Below are 13,887 nucleotides of genomic sequence, written 5' to 3'. Positions count from 1 at the left end.
GGACCTGTCACATGGGAGAGCTACCGTCAGAGGTATGTCTGGACTGACCGACCGCTACGGCCGCACCGCGGTGGACCTGCGCGTGTCGCTCACCGACCGCTGCAACCTCCGCTGCACCTACTGCATGCCCGCCGAAGGACTGGCGTGGCTGCCCAAGACCACGCTGCTCACCGACGACGAGGTCGTGCGCCTGGTGAGCGTTGCGGTCGAGGAGCTGGGCGTGCGCGAGGTCCGCTTCACCGGCGGCGAGCCGCTGCTGCGGCCCGGCCTGACCGAGATCGTGGCCCGCACGACCGCGCTGGAGCCGCGCCCGCGCGTGTCGATCACGACCAACGGGATCGGGCTGACCAGGACCGCCGCCGCGCTAGAGGCCGCCGGCCTCGACCGCGTGAACGTCTCCCTGGACACCCTGCGCCCCGAGCGCTTCAAGGAGCTGTCGCTGCGCGACCGCCTCACCGACACCCTCGACGGCCTGGCCGCGGCCGCCGAGGCGGGCCTGACCCCCGTCAAGATCAACACCGTGCTGATGCGCGGCGTCAACGACGACGAGGCCGTCGACCTGCTCGCCTTCGCCCTCGAACACGGCTACCGGCTGCGCTTCATCGAGCAGATGCCCCTCGACGCCCAGCACGGCTGGCGCCGCGACGAGATGGTCACCGCCGAGGAGATCCTGGCCTCGCTGCGCGCCGCGTACACACTCGCGCCGTCGGACAAGCCGCGCGGTGCCGCGCCCGCCGAGGAATGGCTCGTCGACGGCGGCCCCGCCACCGTCGGCGTCATCGGCTCGGTCACCCGCCCCTTCTGCGGGGACTGCGACCGCACCCGCCTCACCGCCGACGGCCAGGTCCGCGCCTGCCTGTTCGCCACCACCGAGACCGACCTGCGCGGCGCCCTGCGCGCCGGTGCCGCCAACGCCGAACTCGCCGACCTCTGGCGGGGCGCCATGAGAGCCAAGAAGCCCGGCCACGACATCGACGACCCGAGCTTCCTCCAGCCGCCCCGCCCCATGTCCGCGATCGGAGGCTGACCGCCCCGTGATCACCGTCCGCTTCTTCGCCGCCGCCCGCGCCGCCGCCGGCACGAACGAGACCACCCTCGACGCCCCCGACCTGGACACCCTGCGCACCCAACTCGCCGACAAGTTCGGCGAGCCCCTGGCCCGGGTGCTGTCGGTGTCGTCGTTCCTCGCCGACGGCGTCGCCACCCGCGGCGGCCCGCTCGCCGACGGCGTCACCGTCGACGTGCTGCCGCCCTTCGCGGGGGGTTAAGGCGGGGAAGGGGCGCGGGGGCACGGCCGGGTGAGGGAGGCACGGCCGGAGTACTGCTGGGACGTAGGTGGGACGCAGGCACGCTTCGGTCTGTTCGGGCGCCGCTCGCCGGCCGGCGGGCAGGATTCGAAATACCCCGCCCTAGGCCGTGTCCGGGTGATCACTGCGGGGCTGCGGCGGACTCGCACCCACAAGATCACCAGGACACACCCTAGCCCCCGGCACGGCGGCCGCTCGCCGAAACGTCGCCGCCGGCATGCCGCCACCTCGCGTGGGCCGCGAGCATCCCACTCCGCACTGGCCCGAGTACGGATCGGCGACTCAGCTCCGGTTGCCCCCACCCCAGCGCTTGGCGCGGCAGACCGCTCGCCCAGGGCGTCAGCGTCGATGTGCTGCCGTCTCTCGCCACCCGCCAAGACCGACTTCGTTCCTGTCCACGCACCGGCCGCAGGCTCGGCTTCGGGTATCTCCACCCGGCTTCGCCCTGCCCCGGCACGAGCCGGCGGCTCCACCTCCGGCGCACCCCTCCCTAGGCCCCGCCTTTATCTCCGCCCTCGACGTCCCCCTGGTTCTGCTCGCTCCGCCCGCCTCCCTCGCCCTCTTCCCCCTCCTCGTCGCCGAAGTCCTCGAAGTCCGGCCAGATCGCGATGTCGATCCCGTGGTTCTCCGGCGAGGCGATCGTCCACCCCTCCGGCGAGGAGCTGACGAGCCTGCCACCCGCCACCAGCGCAGCGGCGACGCGGGCCTCGGCGTGGTCGGCGGGCATGGACAGGTCGATGTGGGTGCGGCCGCGGCCGGGTTTCGGCGGGGTCAGTTCGTGGACCCACACGTGCGGGTTGCGGCGCTGCGGGTCGATCGCGTCGGCGTCGTCGACGAGTTCGTAGCCCATGACCGCCGCCCAGAAGGGGCGCACGTCGGCACCCCTGTCCTGCGCGACGGCGATCCCGGTGACCAGGAGCGTCGAGGGGTCGGACCGGTACCCGCCGGCCCGGGCCCGCTCGGAGATCCGTCTGGCCAGTACGGCGTCGAGGGGCCCCAGACCGCCGCTGCGGCGGGTGGCCGTGCGGATCGTGACGCCGTGCGGGCGCACGTCGATGTCCGGGGAGTGGCCGACCTCCTCGGCGACCGCGGCGATCTCGTCGACGAGCGCGACGGCGTGTCTCAGCGAGTCGCACACATAATGCGCATGGGCGCCCCAGAACAGCACGCGCCAGTCCTCCACGCCCGGCTGCTCGTGGAAGCTCTTCGCCGTCACCCGGGGTTCGGTCTCCTCGGCCATCGCGCCTCCATGCCTTCGGTGAGGGTCTGCCCTCGGTGAAGCAGGCCGTCGACGCAGCCCTGCCCTCGACGTCGACGATAAGCGCCGCCTGTGACAGAAACCCCCGGTCAGAGGTCGAGCCACATGCTCCGGTCGCGCTGATCGGGCTTGCGCGGGCCGATGTGCGCGAAGCCGTAGCGCAGGTAGGCCGCCTCGGCGCTGTCGTTGCCCGCGATGAACTCCAGGTGCACGGCCTTGTCGCCGGCCTCACGGGCGAAACCGACGATCGCGTCGGCCAGGCGCTGCGCGATCCGGTGCCCACGCGCCTGCGGCGACACCCACATCGCGATCAGCTCGGTGACGCCCGGGTCGTTTACCGGGTCGCGCCAGCCACCGGCCATCCCGACCGGCTCACCGTCGAGGAAGGCCCCATAGACCGCGATCGCGCCCAGCCAGTCGAGCCACTGCTGATCGGTGCGCTTGACGGTGTCGGCGTAGGTCGACAGGAACGCCGTCGGCGAGTCCTGAAGAGCGGCGAGGCGGACGGTCCTGGCGACGTCGAGGTCGTCGGCGGTCAGGCGGCGGACGGTGACTTCGTTCTGCATGCCGCCAACCTAGCTCCGAGGCGCGGCCGCGGTCGTCAGCATTTCCGCCAGCTCCCCGACCCGCGCGACCAGCTCCGGCGGCCCGATGACCTCGAAGGGAAACCCGAAAAGGGCCACGTAAAGCGCGAGTTCGTCCAGGGAGTTCGAACCGGCGCGCAATAGGCAACTGCCCTCGTCGACGGCTTCGAGCGCGCCGACCGTGGGCGAGATCTCCACGGCGGCGACCGCCAGCGGCACCCGCAGCAGGAATTCGCCCTGATAGCGGTAGACCCCGGTGGAGATGCCGCGGGAAACATGCAGGCCGGGGTCCTCGGGCAGCTCCCTCGGCGAGAACTTCGGGCCGGCGAACAGCGCGCGGTGGGACGAGAGGCCTCCCTCCGCGGGCACGCGCAGGCTGAGGCGGTCGACGCGGAAGTTGCGCCAGTCCTCGCGATCGAGATCCCAGGCCAGCAGGTACCAGTGGCGGCCGGAGTGGACGAGCCGGTGCGGTTCGGTCCGGCGACGGGTGCTCGCGCCGTCCCGGCCGGCGTAGTCGAAGCGGAGCTGCTCGTGGGCGTGCGTGGCCGAGGCGACGGCGGCCAGGACGTCGGGGTCGACGACCGAGCCGCCGGGCATGGCGGTGATGACGGCGTTGAGACCCGCGACGCGATGCCGCAGCCGCGACGGGAGCAGCTGCTCCAGCTTGCCCAGGGCCCGCAGCGAGGCCTCCTCGATCCCGGCGACACCGCCACCGGCCGCCGTGCGCAGCCCGACGGTGACCGCGACGGCCTCCTCGTCGTCGAGAAGCAGCGGCGGCATCTTCACTCCCGCCCCCAATCGGTAACCCGGCACCCCGGGGGTGGCGTTGACCGGGTAACCCAGGCCGCGCAGCTTGTCGATGTCGCGCCGGACCGTACGGCCGTCGACGCCCAGCCGCTCGGCGAGCTCGGCGCCCGACCAGTCGCGCGGGGTCTGGAGCAGCGAGAGGAGCCGGAGGAGGCGAGCGGAGGTTTCCCACATGGGCACCATTCTCCATCCCGGCTAGGACAGCACGTGTCCTAGCCGGTTCCTGCTGGGGACCGCGGGGACCGGGTGATCCCCACCGCCGGTCTAGGGGGCCGGCGTCCGGCGGCCACCGTGGGAGGCGATCAGGGCCTCGGCGACGAGCGCGGCGTCGGCGTCGGCGACCTCCGCGGGGTACTCCGGGAGCAGGTCGTCCCACACCGGCAGCCACGACCCGAAGAGCTGGCCCATGCCGGCGGGGCGGGCGAAGAACCAGACGTGCAGGTGAGCGGCGCCGTCGCCGATGCGGTAGACGTGGGCCCGCGCAATGTACGGCAGGGCTTGCACGTGTCGGACCAGGCGGGTGCTGAGCAGGCCCAGCTCGGCGGCGAGGTCGTCGGGCAGGTCGGCCATGTCGTGGTGGTCGCGCGGGTAGAGCATGAGGACCAGGGGCACGCCGACCCCTTTGACCCGCTCCAGGCGCCAGTGGTCGTTGAACCAGATGCCCTCGTCGCGGTTGCGGCAGGGGCGGCAGTCGGCGGGGTCCTCGCCGTGCCGTGCCGCCTCGGGGAGGACGGGCGGGCGCAGGGGAGACACGCGAAGGCCGTCGGGTTCGAAGGGGCTGATGTCCCACGACGTCATGCGGGCCAGGGGGAGGCGGTGGTCGGCGTCGGCGGCGGCGAGGGCGTGGGCGTGGAACGCTTCGGGGTCGAGTGGCATGGGGCGGAGGGTAGTGGGGGTGGCTTGGGAGGCGGCCGGGGGCTCGGTCGTGTGTCCCCGACCTCCTAAGGTCAACCCCCGGCCGGGGGCTTCGCCTTGGCCTCCGGCCGGGCCACCCTGGCTCCACCTCGGCCGGCGCTCTGGTGCCCTTTGCCCTTCCTAAGCCGTTACCCCCGCGTCCACCGCCAGCACCGCGCCGGTGATCATCCGTCCCCCGTCCCCCGCGAGGTGTGCAACAGTCGCGGCGATGTCGTCGGGGGAGCAGTACCGCCCGAGGGCCGTGAACGAGCGCTCCTCGTCGGCGTCGGGTCCGTCGGACGGGTTCATCTCGGTGTCCGTGGACCCCGGAGCCACGACGTTCACCGTGATTCCTCGTGGGCCCAGGTCGCGGGCGAGGCCCTTGGCGAGGCCGGAGAGGGCCGATTTGCTCATCGCGTACAGCGACCAGCCGGCGTAGGGGACGCGGTCGGCGAGGCTGCTGCCGATGAACACGATGCGGCCGCCGTCGGGGATGTGGGGGGCGGCGGCTTGGGCGAGGAGGAAGGAGGCGCGGGCATGGATCGCCAGTGTCCGGTCGACCTCGTCGAGGGTCACGTCCGCAAGCGGGCCATAGGGCGCGATGCCCGCGTTGCCGACGACGACGTCGACGTGGCCGAACTCGGCGACCGTGCGGTCGACGGCGGCGCGGAGGTCGGCGGCGTCGGCGGCCTCGGTCCGCACGGCGAGGGCCCGCGCGCCGGTGGCGTGCAGTTCCTCGACGAGGGCTTCGGCGCGTTCGGTGGCGCCGACGTAGGTGATCACGACGTCGTGCGTGGGGGCGAAGCGGCGGGCGATGGCGGCGCCGATTCCCCGGCTCCCGCCGGTGATCAGGGCGACTTTGCGGGCCATGAGGTGCTCCAATCGGAATGGATTCCGCTTGACTCTAAACGGAATCTATTCCGCCTGCAAGTCCCGGCGGTACCCTGACCCCGTGAACGCCGTCACCCGGCCAGGCCGCCCCGAACGCACCGACGCGGCCCGCAACCGCGCCAAGATCCTCGCGGCCGCCAACGACATCGTCACCAGACACGGCGTCGACGCCCTCGCCATGGCCGACGTCGCCGCCGCCGCGGGAGTCGGCGTCGGCACCCTCTACCGCCGCTTCGGCGACCGCTCCGGCCTCGCCTACGCCCTCATCGACGGCCGCGAGCGCCTCTTCCAGACCGCCTTCCTCGAAGGCCCCCCACCCCTGGGCCCCGGCGCCCCCGCCGCCGACCGCGTCCGCGCCTTCCTCCACGCCCTCGCCGACCGCACCGCCGAGCAGCTCGACCTGCTCCTCATGGCCGAGACCGCCGCGCCCTTCGCCCGCTTCGGCGGCGCCTACGACGCCTACACCACCCACCTCACCGTGCTCCTCGCCGAAGCACGGCCCGGCGCCGACGCGCCCTTCCTCGCCGACGCCCTCCTCGCCCCCATGGCCGCCCCGCTGCTCGCCCACCGCCTGCGCGCCGGCTGGACCGTCGAGCGCGTCAAGGCGGGCCTCGACGACCTCCTCGACGGCCGTCCCTAACCCAGCTTCCGCGCCTTGGCGATCAGCTCGCCCAGCCGCTTCACCTGCGCGTCCTCCGTCGCGGCGAACAGCGCGCCCGCATCCTCCTCCAGCGACGGCAGCCACGCCCGGCCCCCGTCGCCGCGAAGAACCTTCGCGAACGCCCCCGCCACGAGGGAAACCCGCAGCCTCGGCGCCGCCGAGGCCCAGTCGCGGTCCAGGTCGGCCACACCCACCGTCGCGGCGACCTCCTCCGAACCCCGGTCGGCCGGCGACAGCCACCGCACGCTCACCGCCGCCACCGAACCCGAAGCGCCCTCACGCAACACGAGCTCGTACAACGCCGTCACCGCGTGCCCCGGCCCCATCTCCCCGCCGTCGACGGAGTCATCGCGGAAGTCCTGATCGGCCACCGCCCGGTTCTCGAAACCGATCAGCCGGTAGGACTCCACGTTCTCCTCGTCGAAGGTCACCTGCACCTTCACGTCACGCGCCCGCACCGTCAGCGTCGCCGCCAACCGCGTCACGAACAGCTCCCGCGCCTGCTCCTCCTTCGACACGTACACCGCGAACCCGTCGCCGTTGTCGGCCAGCTGCTCCATCAGCGCGTCCCCGTACTCGGTGCCCACACCCACGCACAGCAGCGCGATCCCGTCCGACGCCTCCGTCGCGACCTGCTCCAAGATCGCCCCCGCCGTCGTCGACCCCGTGTTCGCCAGCCCGTCCGACAACAGGATCACCCGGTTGACCGCACCCGCCACGAACGCCCGCCGCGCCACCTCGTACCCGGTGACCAGCCCCTCCTCCAGGTCGGTCGCGCTGTCGGTCGACAACGCGTCGACCGCCTCGTGCAGCACCTCGCGATCCTTCACCGGCGTCATCTCCCGCAGCACCTCCGCCGACTCCGAGTAGGCCACCAGCGCCACCGAGTCCGACTCCCGCAACTCGTCGACCAAGTGGTGCAGCGCGTCCTGCACCAGGTCGAGTTTCCCGGGATCACGCATCGAACCCGACACGTCGACCACGAAGGTCAACGCCGCCGGCGGGCGCTCGCCCTCGGCCTCCGCCTTGGTCTTGAGGCCGACGCGCATGATCCGCGCGTTGGGCGAGCTGTCGTACCAGGCGGGCGGGCGCGTCCCGTCGCCGCTGACGGTGATGCCGTCGCCGGCGGGCTCGGGGTAGTCCTGGTGGAAGGCGTTGACGAACTCCTCGGGCCGGACCTCCGCCGGGTCGGGGAGTCTCCCGCCTTCGAGCTGCCTGGCGGTGTAGTCGTACGAGGCGGTGTCGATGTCGACGGCGAAGGTCGACTGCCCGTCGTCGCCGGGCGGGGTATCGGACGCGGACTCGTCACCGGCCCCGCCGCCGGAGCAGCCCGCCAGCAGGGCGAGCGCGGCTCCGGCGACGAGGGCGCGGATGATCGGGGTTCGGGTCATGGCAGCCTCCTTGGTCCACGATGGACTCATGGGGATGCGACCCGCCATCGGCCGAGCGGGTTCCGGCCGTGGCCGAGCTGAGGCGCAGCCGAGACCGAAGGTGTCCGGGCCGTTACGCCGCCGCCATCACCGGCGCGGGGTCGTGGTGGCGCAGGGAGCGCGACCAGCCCACCACCGCGACGCCGACGAGGGCGAGGGCGACGGTGATCAGCGCGGGGGAGGCGAGGCCGAAGCCACCGTCGATGAGCAGGCCGGCGAGCCATGGTCCGAGGGTGATGCCGACGTTGAAGGCGGCGATGTTGGTGGCGCCGGCGAGGGTGGGGGCGTCGCCGGCGAGGGTGAAGACGCGGACGTTGACCGCCGGGTTGGTCATGAAGCCGAGCACGCCGAGCAGGACGATGAGCACGACGACGGCGGCGGCGCTGGCCGCGGTGAGGTAGATCAGGGCGCCGAGGATCGCGACGCCGGCGAAACCGACGGTGAGGGTGGCGAAGGCGGCGCGGTCGGCGAAGCGCCCGCCGAGGCTGATGCCGGCCAGTGAGCCGAGGCCGAAGAGCAGCAGCACGATGGGCACCCACGACTCGCCGAGGCCGGTCGTGCCGATCAGCATGGCGCCGAGGTAGGTGAACAGCGCGGTGACCGAGCCGGCCGACATGGCGGTGGCGACGTAGGCGATCCACAGGCGGCGGTTGGCCATGACCTTCAGTTCCGAGCGCAGGCGGGGTGTCTCTCCGGCGCCGGTGCGGGCCGGGACGGTCGTGATGACCAGGATCGCCGACAGCGCGGTCAGCGCCGCCACGGCCCAGAACGCCGCGCGCCAGCCGACCTGCTGGCCGACGAAGGTGCCGGCGGGGACGCCGATGATCGTGGCGATGGTGAGGCCGCCGGTGACCACGGCCATCGCCTTGCCCCGGCTTCCCTCGGGTGCCAGGCGCACGGTCGTGACCGCTGCGACCGCCCAGAATCCGGCGTAGGCGAAGGCACCGACGACGCGCAGCGCCAGCAGCGACCCGTAACCGGGAGCCAGGGCGCTGCCGACGTGGGAGAGCGCGAAGGCGGCGAGGAACACGAGCATCGTCGCGCGGCGGGGCAGCCGCAGCGTCGCCACGGCCAGGACCGGCGCGCCGACGAGCATGCCGAGGGCGAAGCCGGAGGTGAGCAGTCCGGCGTCGGGGATGGAGACGTCGAGGTCGGCCGCGACGGCGGGGAGCAGCCCGGACAGCATCAGTTCGGAGGTGCCCTGGGCGAAGATCGCGAAGCCGAGGACGTAGACGGCCAGGGGGATCTTTCTGCTGGTGGTCAAGGGTTTCCCAATCAGTATTGGATCGAACGGTACAAAATTTGGGCAGGCGTGAGGACCCGTCCACACGGACCGGTGGTCAGAGGGCGGCCATCGCCACGTCGGCGATGCCCTGGAGGACCGCGCGATCGTTGCCCGACCGCGCCGCCACCCGGATCCCCCCGATCACCGACAGCACGAAGTGCGCCACCGACACCGGGTCCATCCCGGCGGCGAGCTCCCCGTCGCGCTGCCCGGAGCGGACCGCGTCGGCCAGCAGCGCGATCCGCCACTCCTTGTCCTTGCGCAGCATCGCGTCGACGGCGTCGTCGCGCGGGCCGAGCTCGATCATCGAGTTCACGCCGAGGCAGCCGTCGCGGCCGGAGTCGACGGCGTCGGCGACGATCACGTCGAGCAGCCGCCGCAGCCGTTCGCGGACCGTGCCCTCGCCGTCGAGGACCGAGGTCAGCGACTCGGCGGTCAGCTGGATGTAGTGCTCAAGAGCGCGGGCGAACAGGTCGTGCTTGCTGTGGAAGGTGTTGTAGATGGAGGAGCGGCCGAGGCCGGTGGCCGTGCACAGCGCCTCCGTGGAGGTCGCCTCGTAACCCTGCGACCAGAAGACGCGCATCGCCGCGTCGACCGCCCGCTCCTCACTGAACTGCCGTGGCCTGCCCATGGCGGGGACGCTACCAGGTTTTGAATCGCGCGGTCCAATACCCTCGGCGTGGGACACGACACGCCGAAGGTGTGCCAACGTGGCCGACTTTCTCCGTCCACAAGCGGTGGACAACGAAACAGCAGCTCACACGCCTGTCGAAGACTCTTCACAGCCGTTGTCCACACGTTGTCCACAGCACTGTGCACAACATGGGGGCGGTTATCCACAGGTTGCCCACAGCTTCGTCCACCGGAGGATTTGAGGGCCCGCCCCGGGGCTCGTACAGTGCAGTGTCCTGCCCGGAAACTTGTCGTACGGGCGGCGTACACCGGGATACGGGGCGGCACACGAGACGGGAGGCGTCGAGGTGGCACTGACCGACGATGTGCGGTCCGTCGAAGACGCACCGCCCGAGCAGTACGGAAACTACGAGCGCACGCCGCCGCAGGACATCGCGGCCGAGCAGTGCGTCCTGGGCGGCATGCTGCTGTCCAAGGACGCCGTCGCCGACGTGGTCGAGATCCTCACCACCAACGACTTCTACCGGCCCGCGCACGCCCTCATCTACGACGTCATCTGCGACATGTACGGCCGCGGCGAGCCCGCCGACCCGGTCACCGTCGCCGCCGCCCTCACCAACTCCGGCGAGATCGGCAAGATCGGCGGCGCGCCCTACCTGCACACGCTGATCTCCTCGGTCCCCACCGCGGCCAACGCGTCGTACTACGCGCGCATCGTCAGCGAGCGCGCCACCCTGCGCCGCCTCATCGAGGCCGGCACCCGCATCGTGCAGCTCGGCTACGGCAGCGCCAACGGGCAGGGACGCGACATCGACGACCTCGTCGACCTCGCCCAGCAGGCCGTCTACGACGTCACCGAGCGCCGCGTCAACGAGGACTACTCGGTGCTGGCCGAGCTGCTCCAGCCCACCCTCGACGAGATCGAGGCCATCGGCTCGCGCGGCACCATGGCCGGCGTCCCCACCGGGTTCACCGACCTCGACCGGCTCATCAACGGCCTCCACCCCGGCCAGCTCGTCATCGTCGCCGGACGACCCGGTGCCGGTAAGTCGACCGCCGCCATGGACTTCATGCGCTCGGCGTCGCTGCACCACAACCTCGCCTCGGCGATCTTCTCGCTCGAAATGAGCAAGGTCGAGATCGTCATGCGGTTGCTGTCGGCCGAGACCCGCGTCCCCCTGCACGTCCTGCGCTCCGGGGACCTCTCCGACGACGACTGGACGAAACTCGCCCGCCGCATGGGCGAGATCAGCGAGGCGCCCCTGTTCGTCGACGACAGCCCCTCGATGAACCTCATGGAGATCCGCGCCAAGGCCCGCCGCCTCAAGCAGCGCCAGGACCTCAAGCTGATCATCGTCGACTACCTCCAGTTGATGAGCTCCCCCAAGCGCGTCGAGAGCCGCCAGCAGGAGGTCTCCGAACTGTCGCGAGGCCTCAAGCTGCTCGCCAAGGAGCTGGAGTGCCCGGTCATCGCCGTCGCACAGCTCAACCGTGGTCCCGAGCAGCGCACCGACAAGCGGCCGCAGCTGTCGGACCTACGTGAATCTGGCTGCGTCACCGCCTCCACCCGCCTCATGCGCGCCGACACCAACACCGAGATCACCATCGGCGAACTCATGGCCGGCGAGGTCCGTGACATCCCCGTCTGGGCCCTGGACGAGCGACTCAAGCTCGTCCCCCGCACACTGACCCACGCCTTTTCCAGCGGGCGCAAAGAGGCCTACCGGCTCACCATGTCCTCGGGCCGCACCGTCGATCTCACGGCGAACCACCCGCTTCTCACCGTCGACGGTTGGATGCCGCTCGGGGAACTCACCGTCGGATCCCGCATCGCCGTCCCCCGGCACATCCCGCCGCCGCTGCGAATCACTCCCTGGGCCGAACCCGAAGTCGTCATGCTCGCCCACCTCCTCGGCGACGGATCCTTCGTCAAGGGACAGCCGATCCGCTACGCCAGCGTCGACGAGGAGAACCTCACGGCGGTCACCGAGGCCGCGAAGCACTTCGGCATCACGGGCGTACGCGACGAACATGAGGCCGCCCGGGCGACCTCCCTGCGCCTCCCTGCGCCGTTCAAGCTCGCACGTGGCAGGCGCAACCCGATCGCCGCGTGGCTCGACGGTCTCGGCCTGTTCGGACTGCGCTCCCACGAGAAGTTCATCCCCGACGGCGTGTTCTCCCTGCCGAAGGAGCAGGTCGCGCTCTTCCTGCGCCACCTGTGGGCGACCGACGGGTCGGTGCAGGTCGGCAAGAACGGACGCGGTGGCACGATCTACTACTCCTCGACGAGCCGACGGATGCTCGACGAGGTGGCCCGACTGCTGCTGCGTTTCGGCATCAGCGGAAGGCTCCGCACGGTCGCCGTCAAGGAAGGCGTGCGGCCGCAGTACATCCTCGACATCTCCGACCGCGACGACCAGATGCGCTTCCTGAAATCCGTCGGCTGCCACGGGGCTCGCGGGCTCAAGTGCCTCGAACTGCGCGCGGTATTGGAGCAGATCACCAGCAACACCAACGTCGACACCGTTCCCAAGGAGATCTGGAACCGTGTTCGGGCGACCCTAGCCGAACAGAAGATGAGCCATCGCCAGTTCGCCCACGCGATGGACACCAAGTTCTGCGGCAGCGCCATGTGGAAACGCTCACCCAGCCGAGGTCGGCTCGCCAAGGTCGCCGAAGTGCTCGACAGCGCCCAGCTCGATCTGATGGCCACCAACGACGTCCTGTGGGACGAGATCACCGCTGTGACACCGATCGGCGAGCACGAGGTCTACGACGCGACAGTCCTAGGCATGCATAATTTCCTAGGCAACTGCATAGCCATGCACAACAGTTTGGAACAGGACGCCGACGTCGTCATCCTCCTCCACCGCGAGGACTACTACGACAAGGAATCCCCCCGCGCGGGCGAGGCCGACTTCATCGTCGCCAAGCACCGTAACGGCCCCACCGACACCATCACCGTCGCCGCGCAGCTCCACCTGTCGCGCTTCGTGGACATGGCCATCGGATGACCGTCCGCAGCGTGATCGACCTCAGCCATCCCATCACCGACGGCATGGTCACCGTCCCGGGCCTGCCCGCCCCGAAGATCACCGACTTTCGCAGCCACGCGGAGTCCGCCCCGAACTACGCGCCCGGCACCTGCTTCCAGTTCGGCCACTTCGACATGGTCGGCCAGACCGGCACCTACCTCGACAGCCCGTACCACCGCTTCCCCGAGGGCGTCGACCTGTCCGGCCTCCCGCTGGCCTCCACAGTGGACCTGCCCATCGCGCTGATCCACCCGGACACCACCGCCATCGACGCCGGCGCCTTCGAAGGCCTCGACGTCGAAGGGAAGGCCGTCCTGGTGCGCACCGGCTGGGACCGCCACTGGGGAACCCACGCCTACGCCGTCGACCAGCCCCACCTGACCCGCGCGGCGGCCGAACTGCTCGCCGACGCCGGCGCGATCCTCGTCGGCATCGACTCGTCCAATGTGGACGACACCGGTGATCCCGAGCGCCCGGCGCACACCGTCCTGCTCGGCCGGGGCGTCGTCGTGGTCGAGCACCTGCGCGGCCTCGACCGACTCCCCGAGGACTGCGCGCACTGGCGCTTCCACGCCGCGCCGCTCGCCGTCGCCGGCATGGGGACCAGTCCGGTCCGCGCCTACGCGGTCTCCGGCTCCAGCTGAGCCACGCCCAACTCACCGCCGAGTTCGTAACCGCTGACGACCTCGGCGCGGATGCCCAGCAGCATCAGGTCCTCGGTGGCCGCCCACCCGGGAATCTTCGCCCGCAGCGCGGCCAGCCCGTCGCGGTGCCCGATCTCCTCCTCGGTGAGGATCTCCATCGGCCCCGTGACCACGACGCACCAGCCGATGTGGCGGCTGTCGAAGACGTCGACCTCGTAGGCGGTCACGAAAGGGCTCAGCGGTGAGGCCCGCAGGGCCCGGCCGAGGTCGGAGTCGGAGTGCGCGTTTATCACGATCGTGTCGCCGTCGACGAAGTGCGTCGTCGGCCAGATGTTCGGCAGCGCGCGGGAGTAGTAGACCAAGCGCCCCAGCGCCACCTGCCCGACCCGCGCGAGCGCCTCCTCGGTGGAGAGGTTGTGCAGCTTCCTGGGGTGCAGCAGCATGCGGGGTTCCTTTCC

General features: G+C 71.3%; 14 protein-coding genes. 5 read left to right on the top strand and 9 right to left on the bottom strand.

What is annotated here, in order from left to right:
- Positions 1 to 34: 34 nt before the first annotated feature.
- A complete protein-coding gene (gene moaA / locus AB0I28_RS22520; protein WP_357496221.1) occupies positions 35 to 1,027 on the top strand; it encodes a GTP 3',8-cyclase MoaA in 993 nt (330 codons plus the stop codon).
- A gap of 7 nt (positions 1,028 to 1,034) precedes the next feature.
- Entirely contained in the window at positions 1,035 to 1,268 is a 234-nt protein-coding gene (locus tag AB0I28_RS22515) for a MoaD/ThiS family protein (RefSeq protein WP_357496219.1), read from the top strand.
- Between the two features lie 529 nt (positions 1,269 to 1,797).
- Here AB0I28_RS22515 and AB0I28_RS22510 read toward each other — a convergent pair.
- The 5 genes from AB0I28_RS22510 to AB0I28_RS22490 all read right to left on the bottom strand — a co-directional run bounded on the left by AB0I28_RS22510 (position 1,798) and on the right by AB0I28_RS22490 (position 5,732).
- Positions 1,798 to 2,547 carry a VOC family protein gene (locus AB0I28_RS22510; RefSeq protein WP_357496218.1) on the bottom strand — a complete coding sequence of 250 codons (750 nt, stop codon included), beginning with the start codon at positions 2,545 to 2,547 and terminating at the stop codon, positions 1,798 to 1,800.
- Between the two features lie 107 nt (positions 2,548 to 2,654).
- On the bottom strand, positions 2,655 to 3,131 hold the full coding sequence (locus AB0I28_RS22505) for a GNAT family N-acetyltransferase (RefSeq protein ID WP_357496216.1): 477 nt from the start codon (positions 3,129 to 3,131) through the stop codon (positions 2,655 to 2,657).
- A 9-nt stretch (positions 3,132 to 3,140) separates the two neighbouring features.
- Entirely contained in the window at positions 3,141 to 4,130 is a 990-nt protein-coding gene (locus AB0I28_RS22500) for a YafY family protein (protein WP_357496214.1), read from the bottom strand.
- 90 nt (positions 4,131 to 4,220) lie between these two features.
- A complete protein-coding gene (locus AB0I28_RS22495) occupies positions 4,221 to 4,832 on the bottom strand; it encodes a hypothetical protein (protein ID WP_357496212.1) in 612 nt (203 codons plus the stop codon).
- Between the two features lie 159 nt (positions 4,833 to 4,991).
- Positions 4,992 to 5,732, bottom strand: a complete 741-nt coding sequence (locus AB0I28_RS22490) for an SDR family oxidoreductase (protein WP_357496210.1) — start codon at positions 5,730 to 5,732, stop codon at positions 4,992 to 4,994.
- 70 nt (positions 5,733 to 5,802) lie between these two features.
- Here AB0I28_RS22490 and AB0I28_RS22485 point away from each other — a divergent pair, with 70 nt between their 5' ends.
- Complete coding sequence (locus AB0I28_RS22485; RefSeq protein WP_357496209.1) at positions 5,803 to 6,381, top strand: TetR family transcriptional regulator; 579 nt, start codon at positions 5,803 to 5,805, stop codon at positions 6,379 to 6,381.
- Here the strand turns inward: AB0I28_RS22485 and AB0I28_RS22480 are convergent.
- From AB0I28_RS22480 to AB0I28_RS22470, 3 genes are all read right to left on the bottom strand, one after another.
- On the bottom strand, positions 6,378 to 7,793 hold the full coding sequence (locus AB0I28_RS22480; protein ID WP_357496207.1) for a von Willebrand factor type A domain-containing protein: 1,416 nt from the start codon (positions 7,791 to 7,793) through the stop codon (positions 6,378 to 6,380). The two genes, AB0I28_RS22485 and AB0I28_RS22480, sit on opposite strands and share 4 nt — an antisense overlap.
- A 112-nt stretch (positions 7,794 to 7,905) precedes the next feature.
- Complete coding sequence (locus tag AB0I28_RS22475) at positions 7,906 to 9,096, bottom strand: Cmx/CmrA family chloramphenicol efflux MFS transporter (RefSeq protein ID WP_357496205.1); 1,191 nt, start codon at positions 9,094 to 9,096, stop codon at positions 7,906 to 7,908.
- 76 nt (positions 9,097 to 9,172) lie between these two features.
- Positions 9,173 to 9,748, bottom strand: coding sequence for a TetR/AcrR family transcriptional regulator (locus AB0I28_RS22470; RefSeq protein WP_357496203.1), 576 nt, complete (start codon positions 9,746 to 9,748; stop codon positions 9,173 to 9,175).
- A gap of 349 nt (positions 9,749 to 10,097) precedes the next feature.
- Here AB0I28_RS22470 and AB0I28_RS22465 point away from each other — a divergent pair, with 349 nt between their 5' ends.
- Both AB0I28_RS22465 and AB0I28_RS22460 read left to right on the top strand, forming a co-directional pair.
- Positions 10,098 to 12,764: a replicative DNA helicase gene (locus AB0I28_RS22465; protein WP_357496201.1), complete on the top strand. Its 2,667-nt coding sequence runs from the start codon at positions 10,098 to 10,100 to the stop codon at positions 12,762 to 12,764.
- A complete protein-coding gene (locus AB0I28_RS22460; protein WP_357496199.1) occupies positions 12,761 to 13,429 on the top strand; it encodes a cyclase family protein in 669 nt (222 codons plus the stop codon). The genes AB0I28_RS22465 and AB0I28_RS22460 overlap by 4 nt, the downstream gene beginning before the upstream one ends.
- Here AB0I28_RS22460 and AB0I28_RS22455 read toward each other — a convergent pair.
- The gene (locus tag AB0I28_RS22455) at positions 13,405 to 13,872 is read right to left on the bottom strand and encodes a pyridoxamine 5'-phosphate oxidase family protein (RefSeq protein WP_357496197.1); all 468 of its coding nucleotides are present in this window, start codon (positions 13,870 to 13,872) and stop codon (positions 13,405 to 13,407) included. The two genes, AB0I28_RS22460 and AB0I28_RS22455, sit on opposite strands and share 25 nt — an antisense overlap.
- Positions 13,873 to 13,887: the final 15 nt, after the last annotated feature.

Origin of the sequence: Phytomonospora sp. NPDC050363 (assembly GCF_040655735.1) — a bacterium.
GTDB lineage: Bacteria > Actinomycetota > Actinomycetes > Mycobacteriales > Micromonosporaceae > Phytomonospora.
The sequence above is the reverse complement of the archived record's forward strand: the minus strand, read 5'-3'. Positions and strand labels throughout refer to the sequence as shown.

What these genes read in the sequence shown, in the direction of transcription:
- moaA (WP_357496221.1), top strand. Translation starts at nt 35, where the DNA reads ATGTCTGGACTGACCGACCGCTACGGCCGCACCGCGGTGGACCTGCGC.
- AB0I28_RS22510 (WP_357496218.1), bottom strand. Translation starts at nt 2,547, where the DNA reads ATGGCCGAGGAGACCGAACCCCGGGTGACGGCGAAGAGCTTCCACGAG.
- AB0I28_RS22505 (WP_357496216.1), bottom strand. Translation starts at nt 3,131, where the DNA reads ATGCAGAACGAAGTCACCGTCCGCCGCCTGACCGCCGACGACCTCGAC.
- AB0I28_RS22500 (WP_357496214.1), bottom strand. Translation starts at nt 4,130, where the DNA reads ATGTGGGAAACCTCCGCTCGCCTCCTCCGGCTCCTCTCGCTGCTCCAG.
- AB0I28_RS22495 (WP_357496212.1), bottom strand. Translation starts at nt 4,832, where the DNA reads ATGCCACTCGACCCCGAAGCGTTCCACGCCCACGCCCTCGCCGCCGCC.
- AB0I28_RS22480 (WP_357496207.1), bottom strand. Translation starts at nt 7,793, where the DNA reads ATGACCCGAACCCCGATCATCCGCGCCCTCGTCGCCGGAGCCGCGCTC.
- AB0I28_RS22470 (WP_357496203.1), bottom strand. Translation starts at nt 9,748, where the DNA reads ATGGGCAGGCCACGGCAGTTCAGTGAGGAGCGGGCGGTCGACGCGGCG.
- AB0I28_RS22460 (WP_357496199.1), top strand. Translation starts at nt 12,761, where the DNA reads ATGACCGTCCGCAGCGTGATCGACCTCAGCCATCCCATCACCGACGGC.
- AB0I28_RS22455 (WP_357496197.1), bottom strand. Translation starts at nt 13,872, where the DNA reads ATGCTGCTGCACCCCAGGAAGCTGCACAACCTCTCCACCGAGGAGGCG.